The organism is Metabacillus indicus (assembly GCF_046603695.1).
Lineage (GTDB): Bacteria > Bacillota > Bacilli > Bacillales > Bacillaceae > Bacillus_P > Bacillus_P indicus.
The window spans coordinates 309,798-332,492 of sequence record NZ_CP176757.1 but is presented as its reverse complement, the minus strand read 5'-3'; the positions used below and the strand labels follow the sequence as shown (position 1 = coordinate 332,492).

The following is a 22,695-nucleotide window of genomic DNA, read 5'->3' as shown; positions in this document are numbered from 1 at the left end:
GTCAGGCGGTTTCTTTTTGTTTTCTTTTAAAGTAGAAGTGGATAATGCAGGCAGTGATAAATCCAACGAGGAAGACGGCATCCTTTAGAAGACCTGGGATTGGGATGATGAATGTCAGCATGCTGAAGAGAAAAAGAATGCCGGTTAAAACTAGAAACACCATTGTTCGTTTTTCCTTATGCGGCATAGGATCACCTCTTAATTAAACGTTTGTTTAAGTCTATTATAACCGGCTGCTGCTCAGCCTAGAAGAGTTTGGATTGCTAGAAGGCATACATAAAAAAACCATCCCAGTTAACGGGATGGTTTCCTCTTATTTATTGATAAATATGCACAGTCGGTTTTTCCTGGCCCGGTTTGCGGACGATCAGGGCTTCCTGGCCGCTTGTGGAGCTGATGTTAACTTCGACCGAAACGTAGTCCGGGAAGTAGTCCACGACTTTGCCGGTAGCAAACTGTGTAAATGCAATCACTTCTGATTTCCCGTAAAACTGCATCGGAATATCGATTTTCAGTTCCTGCATCTCTTCGCCTTTGTAGAAGGCTTTGCCGATAACACCTGTGTAGTTCGGGAAGAAGTCGTCAATGTCCTGTTTGAAGCGTTCGAACAAGTTGGCATCTTCGCGGTAGTTTTCCGTTCCTTCTGGCGACGGGAAGAAGACGTATTCTTCATCTACGCTGTCCCACTTGCCGATTGAACTGCTTCCTCCGTCAACGACAGTGCTTGCAATGAAGCTGCCTGGCACGATAGAGGATTTTGGCGCCTGTTTGTAAAGGGCAATGACTACTGGTACTTTTTCAAGCCCTTTTTGGCTTCTGACGCGCTTGATGACCTCTGCGGCCATTTTTTTGCCTTCTGCCTCTAATTGGCTGTCAGGAATCTTATATTCCCGCTGAGGCTCTCCTACGGCTTCACGGTAGTAATGGACTGAGTTCATCGCAAGTCCGATGACAACTCCGCCAAGCTCGACCGTATTTTCGCCTTTTCGGACCAAGTAGTTATGCTCAAGCATATGAGCCAAATAAATCGGGCTTTTTTCGTTCTGCTGGATATAATCGCCTTCTGATGATTTCGGCGGATTAAGTCCTTCGTTTTTGAAACTTTTATCTGATTTCTTCTCTTCAAGATCTTTTCCTTCAAGCTTTCTTCCAAGCCATGAACGGATTGTCTTCTCGTCGAGATATTGCCCTTCCTGATACAGATGGTTATCAGGCGGGAATTCTTCCTGAGCCATTCTCATCAGGCCCGTTTCAAACTCGTCAATATCAAGACGGGTATTGATGTTTTCTGCGACAAGGCCTCTTGCTTTGCCCTCTTTAAAAGGCAAAATCATTTTATAGTAGGAGTCTGAAATGTTGTACTTCGGAATGATCGCTTTTTCTGTTGAATCATCTTCCGTTTCCTGTACAAGCTCCTCCTCTTCACCAAAGCTCGGTGCGCAGGCTGACAAAAACAGGCAGCCTGCAAGCAGTATTACCATACCTTTTTTCAAGTTGGAACACACCTCTTTTAGTTTCTCCTCAAAAAGAAATCTATTTTTTCAGCTCTTCAATCAAGCGTTCTTCATCCCAAATCTCAATGCCCAGCTCCTGAGCTTTTGCAAGCTTGCTTCCTGCATCTTCCCCGGCAATGACCAAATCCGTTTTCTTGCTTACGCTTCCCGCTGCTTTTCCGCCGAGCGCTTCGATTTTTTCCTTTGCTTCATTGCGGGACATTTGCTCAAGCTTCCCTGTTAGCACGACGGTTTTTCCGGCAAAAAATGAGTCGGATTCTTCAGGTCTCACAAGCTTCGGACCGAGATAGGACATATTCACACCGCAGGCTTTCAGCTCTGAGATAAGTTCATTCATCTCTTCCTGCTCAAAATAAGTAACAACAGCGTCCGCCATTTTATCTCCAATTTCATCAACTGCAATAATCTCATCCCGAGAAGCAGATTGCAATCGTTCCATCGTCTCAAAATGCTGCGCAAGCGTCTTTGCCGCCTTCGAACCGATAAAACGGATGCCAAGCCCGAACAGAAGTCTCTCAAGGGAATTCTGCTTGGAGTTTTCAATCGCCTGCAGAAGGTTGTCAGCTGATTTTTCGCCCATCCGTTCAAGCTTCAGAAGCTCATCCCGCTGAAGGCGGTACAGATCGGCTACATCCTCAATCAGGTTTTCCGAAAAAAGCTGGGCAATGACACGTTCTCCTAGACCATCGATGTTCATTGCGTTACGGGAGACGAAGTGAATAAGACCTTCGCGGATTTGAGCCGGACATTTTGGATTGATGCACCTGAGGGCAACCTCCCCTTCAATCCGCACAAGCTCACTTTCGCATTCAGGGCAATGGGTCGGCATCGCGAACTCTTTTTCGTCGCCTGTTCTGTGTTCAGGCAGGACGTTTACTACCTCCGGAATAATATCCCCCGCTTTTTTTACAATGACATAGTCGCCAAGGCGAATGTCTTTTTCGCGGATCAGGTCTTCATTGTGCAGGGATGCACGTTTGACTGTCGTGCCGGCAACACGGACCGGCTCAAGGATCGCAGTCGGCGTCACAACGCCCGTTCGTCCGACATTGAGCTCAATTTCAAGGAGCTTTGTCATGACTTCCTCTGCAGGAAACTTGTACGCAATCGCCCAGCGAGGACTCTTTGCCGTAAATCCCAATGCTTTCTGCTGTTCAATGGAATCGACTTTTACAACGATTCCGTCAATCTCATACGGAAGACTTGTCCGCTTTTCCTGATGGGCTGCAATCAGCTCGATGACTTCATCGATTGATTCGCATCTCCTGCGTTCGGTATTGGTTTTGAATCCAAGTTCCTCGAGTGCATCAAGACCCGCGCTTTGGGTTTTGGCACCTGTCTCTTCCCCGAGGTCTGCAATACTATAGACGAAAATATTGAGATTTCGTTTCGCTGCAATTTTCGGATCGAGCTGGCGGAGGGAACCTGCCGCGGCATTTCGCGGGTTGGCAAACGGCTCTTCCTCAAGCTGTATTTTCACTTCATTTAATTTTTCAAACGAGGACTTCGGCATATAGGCTTCGCCGCGCACCTCGATGGAAAGGTTTTTCTTAAGCTTCAGCGGAATGGACCGGATGGTTTTCAGGTTTTCAGTAATATCTTCGCCGGTTGTACCGTCACCCCGGGTCGCCCCGCGCACGAATGCCCCGTTTTCATAAGTAAGGGAAACAGCCAGGCCGTCAATTTTAAGCTCAACCATATACTGAACATCATCACCGACAGCCTGCCTCACACGGCGGTCAAAATCCCGGAGATCCTGCTCGCCGAATGCATTTCCGAGACTGAGCATAGGTGTTTGATGCTGAACCTTTTTAAAGCCTTCAAGAATTTCGCCGCCAACCCGCTGAGTCGGCGAATCCGGAGTCTTGAGTTCAGGGAATTGTTCTTCAATGTCAATCAGCTCATGCAGCAGCTGATCGTATTCAGAATCCGGAACAGTCGGTTTATCCAGCACGTGATATTCATAGTTGTACTTGTTTAATAAGTCATGCAGGGTTTCTGCACGCTGTTTGGCTGTATTCATATCCATCCCTTGGTCCATTCCTTTCACTACTGTACTTTTTTAATCGGAGCAAATTTAGCAAGCAGCCGTTTGATGCCGACAGGGCTTGGGAATGCAATATCAAGCTCCTTGCCCTCTCCCTCGCCTTTAACGCTGACAACGGTGCCGATGCCCCATTTTTTATGTTCTGCCTTGCTGCCGACGCTCCAGGCAATTTCATCTCCGCCTGTAGAGGCTGCAATCGGTCTTGTAACGGCAGGTCTCCGTTCAGGCCGTGCTTTTGCACCGAATGGCGAAGAGCTCTTTTTCACTTCATTCAGATTTTCAATCAGAGCGGATGGAATTTCAGATATGAATCTTGATTCAGGGTTCATGCTCGTCCGCCCGAAGAGAGTTCTCATTTTCGCATTTGTGATAAACAGCTCTTTTTCTGCACGGGTAATGCCGACATAGGCAAGGCGGCGCTCCTCTTCCATTTCCTCTTCTTCCATAAGAGAGCGGCTGTGTGGGAAGACGCCTTCTTCAACGCCCATCAAAAAGACTACCGGGAACTCAAGGCCCTTTGCAGAATGAAGCGTCATTAACACGACCGCTTCTTTAGAGGCTTCCTCATCATCGTCTAATTTATCAATGTCCGCCACTAAAGCAAGATCAGTCAGGAATGCAACAAGACTCTTATCCTCGCTGTTCTTTTCAAAGTTCTGGGTAACAGACAGGAACTCGTCGATATTCTCGAGGCGGCTTTGCGCTTCGATCGTTTTCTCCGTTTTCAGCATGTCGCGGTAGCCTGTTTTCTCAATCACTTCTTCTGCTAGCTCCGTGACAGACAGATAATCCTGCATGTTGGCCATGTTCCGGATCAGTTCGCGGAAATCTACCATCGCACTGACTACACGTGCACTGACACCGGCAAACTCAATCTGTTCAATCGCCCCGAAGAGGGACAGATCATTATCTGCCGCATACTGGGCAATCCGGTCAACAGAAGTCGCTCCAACACCGCGTTTTGGCACGTTTATGACGCGTGCCAGACTGATGTCATCATCAGGGTTTGCAATCAGTCTCATATAAGCGAGGATATCCTTAATCTCTTTTCTGTCATAGAACTTGATGCCGCCGACAATCGTATAATTGATGTTCGACTTCAGCAGAATTTCCTCGATGACACGGGACTGGGCGTTCGTTCTGTAAAGAATCGCAAAATCTGAAAGCTTTCTGCCCTGTGTGGAGACGAGCTGATTGATTTTGCCCGCCACAAACTGCCCTTCGGCCGATTCGCTGTCCGCACGGTAGTAGCTGATTTTCTGTCCTTCATCATTTTCAGTCCAGAGATTTTTCGCCTTGCGGTTCATATTATTTTTTATGACGCCGTTTGCCGCTTCAAGAATGCGCTGTGTCGAGCGGTAGTTCTGCTCAAGCAGAATCACACTGGCAGACGGATAATCTTTTTCAAAAGAGAGGATATTCGCAATATCAGCTCCGCGCCAGCGGTAAATCGACTGATCCGAGTCTCCGACTACGCACAGATTCTGAAAACGCGATGCAAGCATTTTCACGAGCAGATACTGCGCTCTGTTCGTATCCTGGTACTCATCCACGTGAATGTACTGAAATTTGCGCTGGTAGAATTCAAGCACTTCAGGCACACGCTGAAACAGCTGAATCGTCGTCATGATCAAGTCATCAAAATCAAGAGACTGGTTTTTGAGCAGTTTTTTCTGATAATCCTTATATACGTCGCTTGCAACCTGCTCGTACATGCCGCCCGCTGTTTTTTCGAATTCCTCGGGAGTGATCAGTTCGTTCTTCGCATTGCTGATGCTTCCCAGCATGCTGCGGGGATCAAATTTCTTCGGATCAATATTCCGGTCTTTCAAGATCTGCTTAATAACGGACAGCTGATCTGTCGTATCCAGAATCGAGAAATTTCTGCTGATGCCGATCCGGTCGATGTCACGTCTTAAAATTCTTACACACATCGAGTGGAATGTAGAAATCCAGATATCATCTGCTCCTGGTCCAAGCAGCTTTCCGATACGCTCCTTCATTTCCCTTGCCGCTTTATTTGTAAATGTAATGGCAAGGATATTCCACGGAGCGACGCCCTTTTCAACCATCAGGTACGCGATTCTTCTTGTGAGAACGCTTGTCTTTCCGCTCCCCGCGCCTGCCATGATCAAGAGCGGTCCATCCGTTGCCTTGACCGCTTCCTTTTGCATGTCATTCAAGCCATTTAATAATTGATCTGTTAAAAATTGCACGTTCCGGACACCACCTTATATCAAACGTATGTTCTTATTTTATCTCATCACCTGAGTGTTATGCAATTATGGTTTTACCGCTTTTACCGTTTTCAATGCGGCTTCCAGGTCCTCGTAAATAATGTTGCCGACAACAACGGCATCGGCATGCTCGGCCATTTCGGCTGCCTGTTCAGGCGTCTGAATGCCGCCTCCGTAAAACAGTTTTGTCTCAGAAAGCACTTTGCCTGCCGCCTCCACAACATTCACATCGCCATAAGTTCCGCTGTACTCCAGATAGAAAATCGGCATGTGAAACATGTTTTCAGCCAGTCTTGCGTATGAGACCACGTCATCAGCAGTCAATTCAGTCCTTGCATCTGTGAGCCTGGCTGCTTTGCAGTCCCCGTTCAGAATGCAGTAGCCTTCCACGAGGAGTTCATCCCAGTTCATAAGATCTCCATATTCTTTTACCGCCTCATGATGCAGCCCCATTACCCATTTTGCATCCCTGCTGTTCATCACAGACGGGATGAAATACAAATCAAAACCGGGCATGATCGACTCAATCTCTGATACCTCAAGCACACACGGCACAAGGTATCTTCTGATTCGGGACATTAAGTTTAACACATTATCCATCGTTACATTGTCGCTTCCCCCGACAATGATGGCATCTGTTCCTGACTCACATATTTTCTCGAGTGCAGCGTCGCTTATTTCTTTATCGGGATCGAGTTTGAATACATGCTTCCACTCGCTCACATCATACATAGCCGTTCCTCCTAACAATCAGGTTCCATTCAAACATTATATCAAATTAATGCCCTGCAAAAAACGCACACATGCTATGAAGGTTTTGACAATCTGATTACGTTTTGGCGCAACTGTTCATAATTCTGCTTTTCAATGAAGAAACTAGCTCTATGGAGGGATGGACCTTGAATAATAAATATCCGCTCAGTTCGTCTGAAATTGGGACACTGTGGCTTACATATCAGGAAAAAACAATGATTTTACGCGTATTGGAATACTTCATGGAAAAATCAGATGACCAGCAGGCGAAAAATATTATGGGCGGTCTTTGGCAGGAACTCAATCACTTCGTCACAAAAATGGAAGGCATTTTTGAGCAGGAGGGCGTTGCGATTCCTAAGGGGTTTACTGAGAATGATGTGAATCTGCAGGCTCCAAAGCTTTATGACAACGGATTTGACATCATGTTTCTCCGTATTTTAAAAGAAGTGAGCATGGGGATGTACACACTCAATATGAATATGGCCTACCGCGATGATGTAATGTCTATTTATGAAGGACTCACGTCAACGACGCAAAAAGTGTATAAGCTTTCCACACATTATCTTTTGGAGAAAGGGATTTTAACCCTTCCTCCCTTGGTGGAAAAGCCAAAAACGGCCGAGTTTATTAAAGATGAATCCTATCTTGACGGCTTTCCGTTTTTTAAAGACAGCCGCGCACTGAACGACATTGAAATCGGAAATCTTCATCACGGCATCGAAACGAACAATATCGGCATGCTGCTGGTGACAGGATTTGCGCAGTGCTCAGCAACTCCTGAGATTAAGGACTACTTTTTAAAAGGAAAAAAGCTTGCGAAAAAACAAATAGAAACCTTTGAAAAACTGCTTTTGGATAGCAATGTGCAGTTCTCAGCAGGAGCAGGCGGCACCGTGACCTCCTCTGCCGCTGCACCGTTTTCGGAAAAACTGATGATGTTCTGCGTATACTTGCTGAACGGCTTTGGCCTCGTCGGCAGCAGCTTCGGGACGATCTTCAGCCTGCGCAGCGACTTATCGCTGAAAACCGCTTTGATTGGAAAAGATATTTTCTTTTATGCAACTGAAGGAATTAAGCTGATGATTGAAAATGGGTGGTTCGAGGAACCGCCTGAGTGAAGCTGGCGATGCATGCGAAAAAGTCCAAAATAAAAAGGCTGAAGAATTCTTCAGCCTTTTTGCTATTAAGATTCTTTCGGCTCCTGCGCGCCGATGCGCTCAAGAGCCATCGTATAGGCGTCGTTGCCGTAGTTCAGGCAGCGTTTCACACGCGAGATCGTCGCTGTGCTTGCGCCTGTCTCTGTTTCGATTTTATGATAAGTAAACCCTTCGCGCAGCATGCGTGCCACTTCGAGGCGCTGTGCAAGTGACTGAATTTCGTTTACTGTACAGAGATCATCGAAAAATCGATAGCATTCATCCAGATTTTTAAGTGAGAGGACAGATTCAAATAATTGGTCAAGTTCTTTTCCCCGTAATTTTTCGATTTGCATGTTGATTCTCCTTTTTAAAAGATTTAGTGGATGGTCACTTGATTGAGATGGGGCACGATGCTGATCCATGTTTTTCCCGGAACAAGCTTTACCTGCTCTCCGTTCAGATACGGCAGGATCCGTCCGTCCGCATTGCGCCATTCGACCTCGCGGCTGACACCATGCTGAAGGAGGATTGCTTTGCCGCCCTCCGTAAGGTTAATGGACCTTCTGCCTTGTTTATCCATAATTTCGTGAGTCATTTCAGCAATAAGGACATTACTGGGTGCTACAGCTTCATCTGACTCGAGATCTTTAGTCTGTTCGGTGCTATATCTGAAATAGGTCTGTGATTGTTTGTCATAAATAAACTGCGATTCAAAAGTGTCAGATTTATCGTAGCGGATGATGGCTTCTGCTCCGGATTTCCCCTGAAGTTTATTTACTTCCACCGCTTTCATGAACGGCAGCGGGTCCGGCCTCTGCGAAAAATCCGCTTTATTCAGCTCTGCACCTTTTTTTATATGTTCGGATGAGATATAAGAATTGTGCGGGGCTTTCCTGAAATCTGCCCTTTGAAAAAGCGTGCCGTCGTAAAACATTCCATTTAAGAAGTCATGGTTTCCATCTTCAAGCCGTTCGCGCGCCTGAGGGCTCCATCCGTGACTTACAAAAAAAGCATTGTAGCCGTCTGAAAGATCAACATAGTATTCTCTTGCACTCCGGACTGGGCCAATCATGTCCGGAAGCTCGCTTTGATAGATGGCTAAAAACCTTGTGATGCTGCCTTCTGCAAGCACTTCATAGACAATGTCCGCTTTGTGGAGTCCCGACTGCGGCCGGGCTGCAGGGTGATTATTGATCATCACCGCAAAAGCACGGTTTCCCAGGTTCTCTGAAGGCAGACCAGTAAGAGGATAGATGCTTATTTCTTCAGCAGGAGCTGATGGTTCCTGCTTTATCACGCTTGGTTTTGGCACGCTGCTCTCTTCTTTGACGCATGCTGTGCACAATGCAAGCAGCATAACTGCCGCCAACAGCCGCTGTAAGTTCTTCTTGATGGTTTTCACGTGAGTTTGACTCCTTTTGCTTCCTTTTATATTTTAACGCATTATCGGCGGAAAGAGTATTATTTTTTTGAGCACATCATAGATCCCCGCTGGCGTTATTCTGATATAAGGCAAATGAGTCGATAAGAGGAAAAACAGAGAGTAAACAGGGTCCCCGAACAGATAGCCTCTTTCCGCCAAAAGACTTCTGAATGTCTCCTCCTGATTTACCACTTCCTGAAACGGCTGCAAAGATGCTCCGCCGCCAATTCCAAGCGGAATCTCGTGCAGAACTTCTCCTTTTTCTGCTAAAACGATACCCCCGCCAAGCTCCTTCATCCTCTGAAAAGCAGTGATCATATCGTGCTTGCTTTTTCCGATTAGAATAATGTCACCTGTTGTTGAGTACGAGCTTGCAAGTCCGCCGAGACTTGAGGCAAAACCTTTCAGCATGGTGTTGATTCTCCATTTTCCTCTTTTATCAATGAGAGCGAGAAAGCATTCATCGTGACTGTCACTGAGCTCATCAAAGGAATGATCAACGGTGATCCTGTATGGTTCGATGATCACGTCATTTTTCATCTTCAGGCCCATAGCCATGGAAAATTGCAGATCATTAAGGGAGAGTGACCAATTCAGCTGCAGAGGTTCAAGTCCTGTCTGTTTCCAGTCAAAAGAAGGAAACTCAGCTGCGACTCCAGCTTTTTTAAGCCACTTTCCTTTAGCGAGCACACTGACAGGAAGCGGCTGGTCAATCGCTGAAAGGATATTCAGATTGGCCATTCTTCCAGGTGCCACCGCCCCCGTCACTTCTTCCATCCGGTAATAGCGGGCCGCATTGAAGCTTGCCATATGGTAGGCATCGACTGCAGGAATACCGCTTTCCATCGCCATTTTTATCAGACTGTCTATCATGCCGTCCTTATAAAAATGCGGCGTTGATCCGTCTGTTGTAAAAAAGAAGTGATCATACGAAGTGATTTCTTTCTCCCGGATGCCTTTTAGCAGCTCTGGCAGATCCGGCCTGATGGATGAATGGCGCAGGGCTACCGTATAGCCTAGAGAAAGCCTTTCGACTACATCCCCGCCTGTCATCGCCTCGTGGTCGCAATCTGCACCGAAAAGCTTCATTTTGGTAAGCGTACCGGCAGAAGCACCCGGAAAATGCCCCTCTATCCGCTTCCCCTTGCCTTTTATCTCCTTCATCCACGACAGCATGAGATCATCATCCTGCAATAGCTTTGGCCAGCCGGTTAATTCACCGCCTTGAATAACATATTCAGAATCCATCCATTTTTTCATAAAATCCAGAGATAAAATACCTGTTTCATCCGGTACTTCCGTTTGCAGGTCAAACCGTGCCCACCAGTAATACTGAACTTGGCTGCGATTGATTTCCTCCAAAAAAGAAAACGCTTTCTTTTTATCGGACTGAAAAAGCAGAAATAAATTATCACAGATTATGCTTGTTGTGCCGAACTGCGACACATACTCTCCGAAAGAAAGGGGATTATAAAGTTGAAACGGGTGGGCGTGCGGCTCAATATAGCCGGGTACAATAAACTGCCCTTCGCAATCCGCTGTTTCTTTTGCGGAGGCCGGGAGATTTTCTCCTATATAAACAATCCGGTCATCTTTAATCCAAATATGGGCCTTTACCCATCTCTTTAAATAAGAGTTCAGATAGGTACCATTTTTCAGCAAAAGATCCGGCGGCTCTTGTCCGGATGCTGCGTCAATATGGCCTCTGATCTCCCGGATTTTCCACGGAGCATTTGGCTTTGGCATGACAGCACCTCCCTGAAGGTCTTTTCAATATGGTAACATATTCAATTTATTAACGCACTAAAGAATTTCTCGAAAAAGGAGTCTGATCTTTATGAAACCAAACATCGGCATTGTAAACGGCCTGGTCCGCATCACAATCGGACTTTTCCTGCTCTCATGGGCATCTGCCAAATATTCAAAGAAGCCATGGAAAGAATCTGCCCTGCTTGTCATGCTGCTCGGCGCCATGAAAGTCGGAGAAGGAATCCTGCGTTTCTGCCCGCTTACATTTATGTATCAGGAGTATAAAAAAGAGGATTTGGAGTTTGAGGATAAGACTTATAATCCATCTTAAGAACAAATAACCCCCAAATCATCATTTGGGGGTTTGCTTAACTAGAGCATCCATTAAAAGAGGTGAACGTTATGATCATGGAATACCTGACTGATATGTCGTTTGTGCTTGCCCTTCTGATCGGCAGCATTGTGGCGCTCTTGTTTGTGTATGTTAAGAAAAGACGTGCTTAGTCGCTTTTGCTCCAATGTCCTTTCGGTAGAACAGGGCATCTGACGCAACTTCTGCCACGTATTCATATACTTGTGTCTGCGCTTCAAGCAGATCGCTTCCGTATGCGACGACTGCAAGGACCCTTCCGCCGTCAGTTACATACTGCTGGCCTTCTTTTTTTGTGCCTGCATGGAACAGGGCTCCCTGCTCAAAACCCTGCAAAAGCGAACCGATCGCTTCGCCCTTCATGTACGCATCCGGATAGCCTTTTGATGCAAGAACGACTCCCATCACCGCTTCATCGCGCCATTTCAGTTCTGCTTTTTTTCCGTCGAGAATATCAAGCAGCACTTCAATCAAATCGGATTCAAGACGCGGAAGGACAACCTGTGTTTCAGGGTCGCCGAAGCGTGCGTTGAATTCAATCACCTTGGGACCTTCAGCCGTTAAGATCAGACCGGCATACAATATCCCTGTAAATGGTATGCCATTCGCAATCATTCCGCGGGCAGCCGGCTTCAGCACGGTTTCAACAGCCTCCAAAACAGATGCATCCGGTATTTGGGGAACAGGTGAATATGCCCCCATGCCGCCTGTGTTTGGACCTTCATCATGGTCATATGCACGCTTATGATCCTGGGCGATGACCATTGGATAAACGTCCTCACCGTTAACAAACGCCATTAATGAAAACTCTTCACCTTCAAGGAATTCCTCAATGACGACCGAGCTGCTCGCTTCTCCGAATTTAGCATCCTCAAGAAATTCCCTGAGACAATTGACTGCTTCCTCCACTGTCAGAGCAACGGTCACGCCTTTTCCTGCCGCGAGACCATCTGCTTTAATAACGATTGGAGCTCCTTTTTCAAGAACATACTGCTTTGCTTCCTCAAACGAGGTAAAAGAATCATACGATGCTGTAGGTATGCTGTTTGCAAGCATGAGTTCTTTGGCAAATTTCTTGCTGCCTTCGATAAGCGCAGCCGCTTTTGTCGGGCCGAAAACCTTCAATCCCGCTTCTTGAAAAGCATCGACTACGCCGTTTAAAAGCGGTACTTCCGGACCGACAATGGTGAGGCCGACTTGATTTCCAAGAGCAAATGCAACAAGCTCCTGTGTATTCGATTCATCAATTGCAACAAGCTCGGCAACCGTACTCATCCCGTCGTTTCCAGGTGCAGCGAACACTTTGTCTGCAAGCTTGCTTTGAGATGCCTTCCAGGCGATTGCATGTTCACGGCCTCCGCGGCCAATGATCAGAATGTTCATTGTTCCACCTCGCTAAAGTAAGCGTGCGGGCCATATGCCGCACGCCCAAAGATTAATGTTTAAAATGTCTTACCCCAGTAAAGACCATGGCAATGCCGTATTCATCTGCTTTTTTAATTGAATCCTCATCTTTAATGGATCCGCCCGGCTGAATGATGGCCGTCACACCCGCTTTGGCTGCCGCTTCCACTGTGTCGCTCATAGGGAAGAACGCATCAGATCCCATCGCGCTGCCTTTTGCAAGCCTGCCCGCCTGCTCAATCGCGATGTTTGCTGCGCCGACGCGGTTCATCTGGCCAGCGCCAACACCAATTGTCATCTGATTTTTAGCAAGAACGATCGCGTTCGATTTCACATGCTTAACGACCTTCCAGGCAAGCTTGAGGTCTTCCCACTCCTGCTCAGACGGCTCGCGTCTTGTAGGAATGGTGATTTTGGCGTCATCAAACGACAGCGTGTCCTCATCCTGTACAAGAAGTCCGCCATGAATAGAGGTAACCTGCTGATCCTGCGCTTCTGCACCGAGAACATCCAAAGTCAGAAGGCGCAGGTTTTTCTTGGATGTTAAAATCTCAAGAGCTTCCTCGCTGAAGGATGGTGCTATAACGATTTCAAGGAAAATCTCATGAAGCTTGTGCGCCGTATCCGCATCGACCTCATGATTCAGAGCAATGATGCCTCCGAAAATCGATGTCGGATCTGCTTCGTATGCGCGCGTGAACGCTTCAAAGATAGTTCCTCCTGTACCTACACCGCAAGGGTTCATATGCTTAACAGCAACAGCTGCAGGCTGCGTAAATTCTCTTACGATTTGAAGAGCGGCATCCGCATCTTTAATGTTGTTGTAAGAGAGCTCTTTGCCGTGAAGCTGAACCGCTTCTGCAATCGAGACGGTGCCTGCCAGCGGCTTTTTATAGAACGTCGCTTTTTGATGCGGATTTTCGCCGTAGCGGAGCGACTGTTTTTTCTCGTATGTGTACGTGACCGTTTCAGGATCTTCTTCGCCTACTGCGTTTGTTAAAAACTCAGCAATCAGCGCATCATAAGAAGCTGTGTGGCGGAAGACTTTCGCGGCAAGCTTTTGCTTTGCTGCAAGAGAGACTGCCTTCTCCGCTTTGATTTGCTCAAGAACGTCTGCATAATCTGCAGGATCGACAACAACTGTTACGTCCTGATGATTTTTCGCAGCCGAGCGCAGCATCGTCGGTCCGCCGATATCAATGTTTTCAATCGCGTCATCGAACGTTACATCCTTTTTGGAGATGGTTTCTTTAAAAGGATAAAGGTTCACGACAACAAGATCGATTGGAAGAATGCTGTTTTCTTCAAGCTGCTTCATATGATCCGGATTGCTGCGGACGGCAAGCAATCCGCCGTGAATGTTCGGATGAAGCGTTTTGACGCGGCCATCCATGATTTCAGGAAATCCGGTCACTTCGGAAATTCCCGTCACCTTCACGTTGTTCTCCTGAAGCAATTTTTTCGTCCCGCCGGTTGAAATGACTTCAATGCCCTGCCTAACAAGTCCGGCAGCGAACGGAATAATGCCTTCTTTATCTGAAACACTGACAAGTGCCCGTTTGATTGTCATAGTTACACCTCTAGTTTTCGTTTTTGAAAGAGAGACTGCAGAACATGCGGATAATAGGCATGCTCAAGCTGATGGATTTTTTCTGCCAAGGTTTCAGGCGTATCTGTGTCCTCCACCTCAAGTGCCTGCTGAGCAATAATCGGCCCTGTGTCCATGCCCGCATCTACAAAGTGTATCGTAATGCCGGTGACTTTTACGCCTGCGCGAAAAGCCTGGCCGATGGCGTCCTTGCCTGGAAAAGCAGGCAGAAGCGACGGATGCAGATTTATGATGCGTTCAGGGCAGGCAGTAAGAAGCGTCTCACCAATCAGTCTCATATAGCCTGCAAGTACCACATAGTTTACACCATACTGTTCCAGCTGGCGAAGAATCAGCGTCTCAAAAGCTGCTTTGCTGCTGAATTCCTTCGGTGAAAACTCAAACACCGGAATGTTTTCCTTTTGCGCACGTTCAACAACCCTTGCTCCCGGTCTGTCGCAAACCAAAAGGACAACCTCTGCCTCAAGCTTTCCCCTCTTGATTTCATTCAGGATGGCCTGGAAATTCGAGCCGGATCCTGAAGCAAATACGGCGATTTTCATCATGAGAGAGCGCCTCCGCCGAATGTGACCCCACTGCCTTCTTTTACACGGCCGATGATAAAGGCTTTTTCGCCGTTCTTTTCAAGCTCGCTGATGACTGCATGCATTTGGCTGTAATCCACTGCAAGCACAAAGCCGATGCCCATATTGAAGATGTTGAACATTTCTTCTTGGCTTAGTGACCCTTTTTCCTGAAGAAGATCAAATACAGCAGGTATCGGCCATGAACCAAAGTCGATTTCAGCGCTGAGGCCCTCAGGAAGCATTCTTGGGATATTTTCAATAAAACCGCCGCCCGTAATATGGGCCATACCGTCCACTTTATATTTTTTCAGCACGTTTAGGACCGGCTTCACATAGATTTTTGTTGGAGTGAGAAGCTCTTCGCCAAGCGGTTTCTCAAGCGGCTGAACGTTCTCATCAAGAGATAAACCGCCGTCTTCAAGCAAAATCTTGCGCACAAGAGAAAACCCATTGCTGTGAAGGCCGCTTGAAGCAAGGCCGATCAGCACATGGCCGGCACGGATATTCTCACCGGTTACAATGTCTTCCTTTTCCGCTGCGCCAACTGAAAAGCCTGCGATATCATACTCTTCACCGTCATAAAGTCCCGGCATCTCAGCCGTTTCACCGCCGACCAGCGCACAGCCTGCCTGCTCGCATCCGTCTGCAACGCCTTTGACGATCTGTTCAATTTTAGCAGGCTCCGCTTTTCCAAGAGCAAGATAGTCCAGGAAAAATAGGGGCTCTGCACCCTGTGCAAGAATATCGTTCACACACATGGCAACCGCATCCACCCCGATGGTATCATGCTGATTCATCTGAAAAGCAAGCTTGAGCTTTGTGCCGACCCCGTCTGTTCCTGAAACAAGGACAGGCTGTTTGAGTTTCAGCTCAGAAAGGTCGAACATGCCGCCGAAGCCGCCGAGGCTTCCCATGACGCCTTTTCTCATTGTTTTTGCGACATGCTTTTTCATTCGCGAAACAGCTTCATACCCTGCTTCGATATCTACGCCTGCCTGCTTATATGCGTTTGACATCCTTTATTCCTCCCGCTCTTATTTCGTCAGCACTTCTTCCTTTTCATGAGGCAATTCTGTATCCGGATAAATCTCTGTCGGATATTTTCCTGTAAAACAAGCCAGACACTGTCCGCGGCGCTCGCCTTCATACTTTCGTCCAATGCCTTCGAGCAGCCCTTCGACACTGAGGAATGTCAGTGTGTCCGCTCCGATGATTTCCCTGATTTCTTCCACTGAGTGCGTCGCTGCAATCAGCTCTTCTGTAGAGGATGTATCAATTCCGTAAAAGCACGGGTTGCTGATGGGCGGAGACGTAATGCAGACGTGCACTTCCGTTGCTCCCGCTTCTCTAAGCATGTTCACGATTCTGCGGCTCGTCGTACCGCGGACGATGGAATCGTCAACCATGACAACGCGCTTGCCTTCAACTACTCCGCGGACAGCCGACAGTTTCATCTTCACGCCCTGCTCCCTGAGTGACTGGGACGGCTGAATGAACGTTCTGCCAACGTAGCGGTTTTTGATCAGGCCAAGCTCATACGGTATCCCTGAGGCCTCCGCATAGCCAATGGCAGCTGAAATGCTTGAGTCCGGAACGCCTGTTACAACATCTGCTTCAAAAGGCGCTTCAATGGCCATGCGCTTGCCGAGATTTTTCCGGGCAGTGTGCACGTTGATGCCGTCGATGTTGCTGTCAGGTCTTGAAAAATAGATGTATTCCATGCTGCAGATGGCGCGGTTAACGTTAACGGAAAAGCGTTCTGACTGCAGCCCGTCATCATTGATGATAAGCAGTTCACCCGGCTGAACCTCGCGGAGGTATTCAGCGCCGATAATATCAAAAGCACATGTTTCAGAAGCCACAACATAAGCGTCTCCGAGCATGCCGATTGAAAGAGGGCGCAGTCCGTTCGGATCAAGGGCAACCATCATTTCTGTTTCTGTCATGATCAGGAATGCGTAGGCACCTTTAATCATGGTCAGGGCATTTTTAATTTTATCCTTAAGCGAACTGTAGCCGCTTCGTTTGATAAGGTGGGCAAGCACTTCTGTGTCGGAAGTGGACTGGAAGATACTCCCCTGGTGCTCAAGCTGATGCTTCAGTCCGTTCGCATTTACAAGGTTTCCATTATGGGCAAGGGCAAGGCCGCCGCTTTCTGAGCGGAACAGGAGGGGCTGAACATTTTCAAATCCTCCGCCGCCCGCTGTCGCATAGCGGACGTGGCCGATTGCGCCTTTTCCCTTGATGTCATTCAGGCGCCCGCCGCTGAATACTTCCGTAATCAGGCCCTGGCCTTTGACGCATGTCAGCTTGCTGCCGTCTGTTGACACAATGCCGGCGCCCTCCTGGCCGCGGTGCTGAAGACTGTGCAGGCCGTAATACGTAATTTGGGGAGCTTCAGAGTGTCCCCAAATACCAAACACTCCGCACTCTTCATTTAGTCCTCTGATCTCAGCAAGCATGGAATCGCTCCTCTCCAGGCCGCTTCAAGCTCAGCTGCTTCAGCCTGAACAAGAAGGTCGCCTGCTCCGTTTTTCACCGTGAAGATGCCATCTCCTGTGACACGCCCGATCAGTGCAGCACCTGTCAATTCTTCAAAAGACGTCTTGTGTTCAGGTTTTATTGTCAGGATGAAACGGGATTGTGTTTCGCTGAACAGGGCAGCAACAGCTTCACCGTCAATTGTCAAATCTGCGCCAAGTCCGTTTGTGCCGAATGTGCTTTCAGCTGCAGCTACTGCAAGGCCGCCCTCTGCAACGTCATGCGCTGATGAAACAAGTCCTGCACGGATAGCTGCTGCTACTTTTGCCTGGCGGTCTGCTTCCACTGCAAGATCAAGCTCAGGTGCTTTGCCGAAGATTCTGCCGTATGTCAGCTTTTGAAGCTCGCTTCCTCCGAACTCATTCTTCGTTTCGCCAAGTACATAAATCAGGTCTCCCGCTGCTTTGAATGATTGAGTCGTAATGTACTTCGTATCTTCTATCAGACCGACCATGCCGATGACCGGTGTCGGATAAACAGCCGTGCCGTTCGTTTCATTGTACAGAGAAACATTTCCGCCGATAACCGGTGAATTCAGCACGCGGCACGCTTCACTCATGCCGTCAGCTGCTTTTTCGATCTGCCAGAAAATCTCCGGCTTTTCCGGATTGCCGAAGTTCAGGCAGTCTGTCACAGCAAGCGGTTTTCCTCCTGAGCAGACAATGTTGCGCGCTGCTTCTGCAACAGCAATCATGCCGCCTGTTTCAGGATCGAGGTAAAGATATCTTGAATTGCAGTCTGTCGTCATGGCAAGTGCTTTGTTCGTATCGCGTATGCGGAGAACAGCAGCGTCTGATCCCGGTGCCACAACCGTATTTGTGCGGACCATATAGTCGTATTGATCGTACACCCATTCTTTGCTTGCAATCGTCGGCTGCTTTAAAAGACTGATCAGCGTTTCTTTTAAGTCGCCCGTTTCAGGTGCGGTTTGTTCCATAGCCTGAAATTCTTTATAGTAGGCAGGCTCAGCTGAAGGCTTGTGGTAAACCGGCGCTTCTTCCGCAAGCGCATCAACTGGAATTTCCGCCACAACTTCTCCTTTATGAAGAAGACGGAGCATTTTATCGTCTGTTACAGTGCCAATTGCTTTTGCTTCAAGCTCATATTTGTCAAAAATGTCGGTGATCTCCTGCTCGCGTCCGCGTTCTACAACGAGAACCATCCGCTCCTGTGATTCGGAGAGCATCATTTCATAAGGTGTCATGCCCGCTTCGCGCTGAGGCACTAAATCTAAGTTGAGCTCAATGCCGGATCCCGCTTTACTCGCCATTTCAGCTGTCGAGCTCGTCAGTCCCGCTGCTCCCATATCCTGAATGCCGACAAGGGCATCACATTTAATAACCTCTAGACAAGCTTCAAGCAAAAGCTTTTCCATGAAAGGATCTCCGACTTGTACGGCCGGACGGTTTTCATCAGATGAATCCGTCAGTTCCTCTGAGGCAAAAGTAGCGCCGTGAATGCCGTCGCGTCCTGTTTTCGCTCCAACATACATAACGGTGTTTCCGATTCCTTTTGCCACGCCTTTTTTAATATCCTCATGGTTGATTAGACCAACACACATGGCGTTTACAAGCGGATTGCCGTCATAGGAAGGATCGAACTGGATTTCGCCTCCTACTGTCGGGATCCCGATGCAGTTTCCGTAGCCTGCGATTCCTGCTACAACCTCTTCAAACAAGTAGCGCACACGCGGTGACGTCAATTCCCCAAAGCGCAAAGAGTTTAATAGAGCAATAGGACGTGCTCCCATTGAAAAGACGTCACGGATGATGCCGCCTACGCCTGTCGCCGCACCCTGATAGGGTTCAATCGCAGAAGGGTGATTGTGGCTCTCGATCTTAAACACAACAGCCTGGCCGTCTCCGATATCAACAATTCCTGCGCCTTCTCCCGGCCCCTGAAGAACATGCTCCCCTGAAGTCGGGAACTTCTTAAGCACCGGCTTTGAGTTTTTATAGCTGCAGTGCTCTGACCACATAACAGAGAAAATGCCAAGCTCTGTATAGTTCGGCAAACGGCCCATGATGCCTTCAATCATGCTGAACTCATCATCACTGACGCCGAATTGGCGGTAGATTTTCTCTTCTTTGATCATTTGCTGAGTTGGTTCAAGCAGTAGTGACATGAGATTCCCTCCAGTTTTTCACGATCGATTTAAACAGCTTCAGTCCGTCAGCGCTGCCGAGCAGCTCATCAACTGCACGCTCAGGATGCGGCATCATGCCAAGAACATTGCCCTTTTCATTCACAATCCCGGCGATATCTACTAAACTTCCATTCGGATTATTTTCATAGATGAAGACGATTTGATTGTTTTCTTTTAATCTCGCTAATGTGAGTTCATCACAGTAGTAGTTTCCTTCTCCGTGTGCAATCGGCACTGAAATAACCTGTTCTTTTTCATAAGCAGAAGTAAACATTGTCTTGTTATTTTGAACGACAAGATTTGTCGGGCGGCAAATGAACTTCAGGTTCTCATTGCGTTTCATCGCACCAGGCAGAAGACCCGCTTCAAGCAGAATCTGAAAACCGTTGCATACGCCGAGCACCGGTTTGCCAGCTTCGGCTGCTTTCACAACTTCCTTCATAACGTTTGCAAAACGGGCAATCGCCCCGGAACGAAGGTAATCCCCATAAGAGAATCCTCCGGGAAGCAGAATGCCGTCAAAACGGCTTAAATCGGTCTGATCATGCCATACGTATTCAGCTTCTTCTCCAAGTTCATCCTTGATGGCGTGAAACATATCGATGTCACAGTTTGACCCCGGAAAAACGATAACGGCGAATTTCACTGTGCCACAACCTCCTCCACCTCATAGCGGTAGTCTTCAATCACAGTGTTGGCCAGAAGCTTTTCACACATTTCGCGGACCGTCGCATCCAGGTCACGCTCCGTTTTTTCAATCGCAAGCTCCATGTACTTTCCGATCCGGACATCGCTGACCTCTTTGTAGTTCATGCTGTGCAATGCGTGCTGCACCGCGCTTCCCTGCGGATCTAAAACGCTCTCTCTGAGTGTAACGAATACCTTTACTTTGTACATGCTGCTTCTCCTCCTAAACGGTTTAAAATCACTGAATATGCATCTGTTAAACTGCCAATATCCCGGCGGAATACATCTTTGTCAAACTTCTCATTCGTTTCTTCATCCCACAGACGGCAAGTATCCGGTGAAATCTCATCTGCGAGAAGAAGTTTTCCTTCACTCGTCAATCCAAATTCCAGTTTGAAATCTACTAAACGGATTCCGCACTGCTTAAAGTGGGAAATGAGGACATCATTAACTTTTAACGCAGCTGTTTTCAGCTCCTGTACCTGCTCTTTCGTCGCCGCTTCAAGCACGTCGATATGATCTTCAGTTATGAGGGGATCCCCAAGAGCATCATCTTTGTAGTAAAATTCAACAATCGGCTTTTGAAGCGGTGTTCCTTCCTCAATCCCCAGCCGCTTAGAGAGGCTTCCTGCCATAATGTTGCGCACAACAACCTCAAGGGGAACAATGGTTACCTCTTTGACAAGCTGCTCTGTTTCTGAAAGCTTTTTAATAAAATGACTCTCAATCCCCTTCTCAGCAAGCTTCTCAAAAAGCAGCGATGAAATCTCATTGTTCAGGCGGCCTTTCCCTTCAATCTCTGCCTTCTTCCCGCCATTAAACGCGGTTGCGGAATTCTTATATGAAACAAGCAAAACGGATTCTTCATTCGTGCGGTAAATTCTCTTTGCCTTTCCTTCATAAAGCAGGTTCAATTTTTCGGTTGTCATGCCTTATCCTCCTTATAACGACTGAATATTGGGAACTTTCGAAGTGCGGAATCGCCCGGTTAGCTCCGGGAGCCAGATAAGGATCCGCCAGAAAAGGCGCTTTTTGCCTTTACTGGCGGAGCTGTTCTGGCAGAGGAGCTGGGCGATGGAGCCGGACAACATTCAATGTGCTGAGTCTATTGCCAGGTTACCTCCGGGAACTGCCAATGGAGCCAGACAGCACGTACTCCGCTTTTTAAAAAAGAGGCAAATATCTCTATTTACCTCTTCTGTAAAAATGTCCGCTTACAGACCTAAGCGTTCAAAAATCGTATCGACACCTTTTAAGTGATAGTTGTAGTCGAAGCAGTCAGCAATCATTTCAGCTGACAGACGGTCTGTGATCGTTCCGTCTGCTTCTACAAGCTCGCGGAACGGCACTTGTCTTTCCCATGCCTCCATTGCCTTCGGCTGAACAAGATCATATGCCAGCTCGCGTGTCATACCTGAATCAATCAAAGCAAGAAGAACGCGCTGAGAGTAAATCAGCCCAAGTGTGCGGTCCATATTGCGCTTCATGTTTTCCGGGAACACCGTCAGGTTCTTCACAATATTGCCGAAACGGTTCAGCATGTAGTTAAGGGCAATCGTCGCATCAGGAAGAATAATGCGCTCTGCAGATGAATGTGAAATATCACGCTCATGCCACAGCGGAACGTTCTCATAGGCTGTCAGCATATGTCCGCGGATGACTCTCGCAAGACCTGTCATGTTCTCAGAGCCGATCGGGTTGCGTTTATGCGGCATAGCCGAAGAACCTTTTTGGCCTTTTGCGAAAAACTCTTCTACTTCACGCGTTTCACTCTTTTGCAGACCACGCACTTCCGTTGCAAACTTTTCAATGGATGTCGCAATCAGAGCAAGTGTGCTCATATAATCAGCATGGCGGTCACGCTGAAGAGTCTGAGTCGAGATTGGCGCAGCCTGAAGCCCTAATTTTTCACACACATATGCTTCAACAAAAGGATCAATGTTTGCATATGTACCTACAGCACCTGACATTTTGCCGAACTCAATGCCTTCTGCTGCACGCTTGAAGCGCTCAAGGTTCCGCTTCATTTCCTCATACCATAAGCCAAGCTTCAGTCCGAAAGTAGTCGGCTCAGCGTGCACCCCGTGTGTGCGCCCCATCATGACTGTATATTTGTGCTCGATTGCTTTGTTTTTCAAAATCTCAACAAAGTTTTCGATGTCTTTTAAGAGAATCGCATTTGCCTGTTTCAGAAGATAAGACAACGCTGTATCCACTACGTCTGTAGATGTTAATCCGTAATGAACCCACTTTCGCTCCTCGCCAAGCGTTTCAGAAACGGCTCTTGTGAAGGCAACCACATCGTGGCGTGTCTCTTCTTCAATTTCCTTAATGCGGTTCATATCAAAAGATGCATTCTGGCGGAGCAGTTTTACATCTTCTTTTGGAATATGTCCAAGCTCAGCCCATGCCTCGCAAGCAAGTATCTCTACTTCCAGCCATGCCTGGAAACGGTTTTCCTCCGTCCAGATCGCACCCATTTCAGGTCTTGTGTATCGTTCAATCAT

The 22,695-nt window shown here is 47.7% G+C and carries 21 protein-coding genes; 3 read left to right on the top strand and 18 right to left on the bottom strand.

Features of this window, described 5'->3' with window-relative positions; all coding sequences use genetic code 11:
* Position 1: 1 nt before the first annotated feature.
* The 5 genes from ACK1LH_RS01865 to ACK1LH_RS01845 form a co-directional block, all read right to left on the bottom strand.
* Positions 2 to 187 (bottom strand): hypothetical protein, encoded by a 186-nt coding sequence (locus tag ACK1LH_RS01865; RefSeq protein WP_411334329.1) that lies wholly within the window; start codon positions 185 to 187, stop codon positions 2 to 4.
* 130 nt (positions 188 to 317) lie between these two features.
* Complete coding sequence (locus ACK1LH_RS01860; protein WP_234703394.1) at positions 318 to 1,481, bottom strand: CamS family sex pheromone protein; 1,164 nt, start codon at positions 1,479 to 1,481, stop codon at positions 318 to 320.
* Positions 1,482 to 1,533: 52 nt separating this feature from the next.
* Positions 1,534 to 3,543: an NAD-dependent DNA ligase LigA gene (gene ligA, locus ACK1LH_RS01855; protein WP_029566462.1), complete on the bottom strand. Its 2,010-nt coding sequence runs from the start codon at positions 3,541 to 3,543 to the stop codon at positions 1,534 to 1,536.
* A gap of 20 nt (positions 3,544 to 3,563) precedes the next feature.
* Positions 3,564 to 5,735: a DNA helicase PcrA gene (gene pcrA, locus ACK1LH_RS01850; RefSeq protein WP_411335056.1), complete on the bottom strand. Its 2,172-nt coding sequence runs from the start codon at positions 5,733 to 5,735 to the stop codon at positions 3,564 to 3,566.
* Between the two features lie 108 nt (positions 5,736 to 5,843).
* On the bottom strand, positions 5,844 to 6,530 hold the full coding sequence (locus ACK1LH_RS01845) for a heptaprenylglyceryl phosphate synthase (protein ID WP_411334328.1): 687 nt from the start codon (positions 6,528 to 6,530) through the stop codon (positions 5,844 to 5,846).
* Positions 6,531 to 6,697: 167 nt separating this feature from the next.
* Between ACK1LH_RS01845 and ACK1LH_RS01840 the strand changes: the two genes are divergently transcribed.
* Positions 6,698 to 7,672 (top strand): DUF3231 family protein, encoded by a 975-nt coding sequence (locus ACK1LH_RS01840; protein WP_411334327.1) that lies wholly within the window; start codon positions 6,698 to 6,700, stop codon positions 7,670 to 7,672.
* 65 nt (positions 7,673 to 7,737) lie between these two features.
* On the opposite strand, the gene ACK1LH_RS01835 is transcribed toward ACK1LH_RS01840, so the two are convergent.
* From ACK1LH_RS01835 to ACK1LH_RS01825, 3 genes are read right to left on the bottom strand one after another with little or no spacing between them, the layout of a single operon-like run.
* Positions 7,738 to 8,046, bottom strand: a complete 309-nt coding sequence (locus ACK1LH_RS01835; RefSeq protein ID WP_029285494.1) for a YerC/YecD family TrpR-related protein — start codon at positions 8,044 to 8,046, stop codon at positions 7,738 to 7,740.
* Positions 8,047 to 8,069: 23 nt separating this feature from the next.
* Complete coding sequence (locus ACK1LH_RS01830; RefSeq protein ID WP_411334326.1) at positions 8,070 to 9,095, bottom strand: DUF3048 domain-containing protein; 1,026 nt, start codon at positions 9,093 to 9,095, stop codon at positions 8,070 to 8,072.
* A 33-nt stretch (positions 9,096 to 9,128) separates the two neighbouring features.
* Entirely contained in the window at positions 9,129 to 10,862 is a 1,734-nt protein-coding gene (locus ACK1LH_RS01825) for an adenine deaminase C-terminal domain-containing protein (RefSeq protein ID WP_411334325.1), read from the bottom strand.
* Between the two features lie 91 nt (positions 10,863 to 10,953).
* On the opposite strand from ACK1LH_RS01825, the gene ACK1LH_RS01820 reads away from it, so the two are divergent.
* Both ACK1LH_RS01820 and ACK1LH_RS01815 read left to right on the top strand, forming a co-directional pair.
* Positions 10,954 to 11,196 (top strand): DUF2892 domain-containing protein, encoded by a 243-nt coding sequence (locus ACK1LH_RS01820; RefSeq protein WP_029285488.1) that lies wholly within the window; start codon positions 10,954 to 10,956, stop codon positions 11,194 to 11,196.
* A gap of 71 nt (positions 11,197 to 11,267) precedes the next feature.
* Positions 11,268 to 11,369 carry an EYxxD motif small membrane protein gene (locus tag ACK1LH_RS01815; RefSeq protein WP_342825766.1) on the top strand — a complete coding sequence of 34 codons (102 nt, stop codon included), beginning with the start codon at positions 11,268 to 11,270 and terminating at the stop codon, positions 11,367 to 11,369.
* Here the strand turns inward: ACK1LH_RS01815 and purD are convergent.
* The 10 genes from purD to purB all read right to left on the bottom strand — a co-directional run bounded on the left by purD (position 11,350) and on the right by purB (position 22,695).
* Entirely contained in the window at positions 11,350 to 12,618 is a 1,269-nt protein-coding gene (gene purD, locus ACK1LH_RS01810; protein WP_411334324.1) for a phosphoribosylamine--glycine ligase, read from the bottom strand. The genes ACK1LH_RS01815 and purD overlap by 20 nt on opposite strands.
* A 52-nt stretch (positions 12,619 to 12,670) precedes the next feature.
* On the bottom strand, positions 12,671 to 14,209 hold the full coding sequence (purH, locus tag ACK1LH_RS01805) for a bifunctional phosphoribosylaminoimidazolecarboxamide formyltransferase/IMP cyclohydrolase (protein ID WP_411334322.1): 1,539 nt from the start codon (positions 14,207 to 14,209) through the stop codon (positions 12,671 to 12,673).
* 2 nt (positions 14,210 to 14,211) lie between these two features.
* Complete coding sequence (purN, locus tag ACK1LH_RS01800) at positions 14,212 to 14,793, bottom strand: phosphoribosylglycinamide formyltransferase (RefSeq protein ID WP_029285482.1); 582 nt, start codon at positions 14,791 to 14,793, stop codon at positions 14,212 to 14,214.
* A complete protein-coding gene (purM, locus tag ACK1LH_RS01795; protein ID WP_029285479.1) occupies positions 14,790 to 15,830 on the bottom strand; it encodes a phosphoribosylformylglycinamidine cyclo-ligase in 1,041 nt (346 codons plus the stop codon). The genes purN and purM overlap by 4 nt, the downstream gene beginning before the upstream one ends.
* 18 nt (positions 15,831 to 15,848) lie before the next feature.
* On the bottom strand, positions 15,849 to 17,276 hold the full coding sequence (gene purF, locus ACK1LH_RS01790) for an amidophosphoribosyltransferase (protein ID WP_029285477.1): 1,428 nt from the start codon (positions 17,274 to 17,276) through the stop codon (positions 15,849 to 15,851).
* Positions 17,252 to 19,480, bottom strand: coding sequence for a phosphoribosylformylglycinamidine synthase subunit PurL (purL, locus tag ACK1LH_RS01785; RefSeq protein WP_411334321.1), 2,229 nt, complete (start codon positions 19,478 to 19,480; stop codon positions 17,252 to 17,254). The genes purF and purL overlap by 25 nt, the downstream gene beginning before the upstream one ends.
* Positions 19,464 to 20,147, bottom strand: a complete 684-nt coding sequence (purQ, locus tag ACK1LH_RS01780; protein WP_029285473.1) for a phosphoribosylformylglycinamidine synthase subunit PurQ — start codon at positions 20,145 to 20,147, stop codon at positions 19,464 to 19,466. The genes purL and purQ overlap by 17 nt, the downstream gene beginning before the upstream one ends.
* Positions 20,144 to 20,398 carry a phosphoribosylformylglycinamidine synthase subunit PurS gene (purS, locus tag ACK1LH_RS01775; protein WP_029285470.1) on the bottom strand — a complete coding sequence of 85 codons (255 nt, stop codon included), beginning with the start codon at positions 20,396 to 20,398 and terminating at the stop codon, positions 20,144 to 20,146. Before purS ends, purQ begins: the two co-directional genes overlap by 4 nt.
* Positions 20,386 to 21,117, bottom strand: a complete 732-nt coding sequence (purC, locus tag ACK1LH_RS01770) for a phosphoribosylaminoimidazolesuccinocarboxamide synthase (protein ID WP_029285468.1) — start codon at positions 21,115 to 21,117, stop codon at positions 20,386 to 20,388. The genes purS and purC overlap by 13 nt, the downstream gene beginning before the upstream one ends.
* Before the next feature lie 285 nt (positions 21,118 to 21,402).
* Complete coding sequence (purB, locus tag ACK1LH_RS01765; RefSeq protein ID WP_411334320.1) at positions 21,403 to 22,695, bottom strand: adenylosuccinate lyase; 1,293 nt, start codon at positions 22,693 to 22,695, stop codon at positions 21,403 to 21,405.

Bases quoted from the DNA above. Each gene is read 5' to 3' on its own strand.
- ACK1LH_RS01865 (WP_411334329.1), bottom strand. From the start codon at position 187: ATGCCGCATAAGGAAAAACGAACAATGGTGTTTCTAGTTTTAACCGGC.
- ACK1LH_RS01860 (WP_234703394.1), bottom strand. From the start codon at position 1,481: ATGGTAATACTGCTTGCAGGCTGCCTGTTTTTGTCAGCCTGCGCACCG.
- ligA (WP_029566462.1), bottom strand. From the start codon at position 3,543: ATGGATATGAATACAGCCAAACAGCGTGCAGAAACCCTGCATGACTTA.
- pcrA (WP_411335056.1), bottom strand. From the start codon at position 5,735: ATGCAAAAGGAAGCGGTCAAGGCAACGGATGGACCGCTCTTGATCATG.
- ACK1LH_RS01845 (WP_411334328.1), bottom strand. From the start codon at position 6,530: ATGTATGATGTGAGCGAGTGGAAGCATGTATTCAAACTCGATCCCGAT.
- ACK1LH_RS01835 (WP_029285494.1), bottom strand. From the start codon at position 8,046: ATGCAAATCGAAAAATTACGGGGAAAAGAACTTGACCAATTATTTGAA.
- ACK1LH_RS01825 (WP_411334325.1), bottom strand. From the start codon at position 10,862: ATGCCAAAGCCAAATGCTCCGTGGAAAATCCGGGAGATCAGAGGCCAT.
- ACK1LH_RS01820 (WP_029285488.1), top strand. From the start codon at position 10,954: ATGAAACCAAACATCGGCATTGTAAACGGCCTGGTCCGCATCACAATC.
- ACK1LH_RS01815 (WP_342825766.1), top strand. From the start codon at position 11,268: ATGATCATGGAATACCTGACTGATATGTCGTTTGTGCTTGCCCTTCTG.
- purD (WP_411334324.1), bottom strand. From the start codon at position 12,618: ATGAACATTCTGATCATTGGCCGCGGAGGCCGTGAACATGCAATCGCC.
- purH (WP_411334322.1), bottom strand. From the start codon at position 14,209: ATGACAATCAAACGGGCACTTGTCAGTGTTTCAGATAAAGAAGGCATT.
- purN (WP_029285482.1), bottom strand. From the start codon at position 14,793: ATGATGAAAATCGCCGTATTTGCTTCAGGATCCGGCTCGAATTTCCAG.
- purM (WP_029285479.1), bottom strand. From the start codon at position 15,830: ATGTCAAACGCATATAAGCAGGCAGGCGTAGATATCGAAGCAGGGTAT.
- purF (WP_029285477.1), bottom strand. From the start codon at position 17,276: ATGCTTGCTGAGATCAGAGGACTAAATGAAGAGTGCGGAGTGTTTGGT.
- purL (WP_411334321.1), bottom strand. From the start codon at position 19,480: ATGTCACTACTGCTTGAACCAACTCAGCAAATGATCAAAGAAGAGAAA.
- purS (WP_029285470.1), bottom strand. From the start codon at position 20,398: ATGTACAAAGTAAAGGTATTCGTTACACTCAGAGAGAGCGTTTTAGAT.
- purC (WP_029285468.1), bottom strand. From the start codon at position 21,117: ATGACAACCGAAAAATTGAACCTGCTTTATGAAGGAAAGGCAAAGAGA.
- purB (WP_411334320.1), bottom strand. From the start codon at position 22,695: ATGATTGAACGATACACAAGACCTGAAATGGGTGCGATCTGGACGGAG.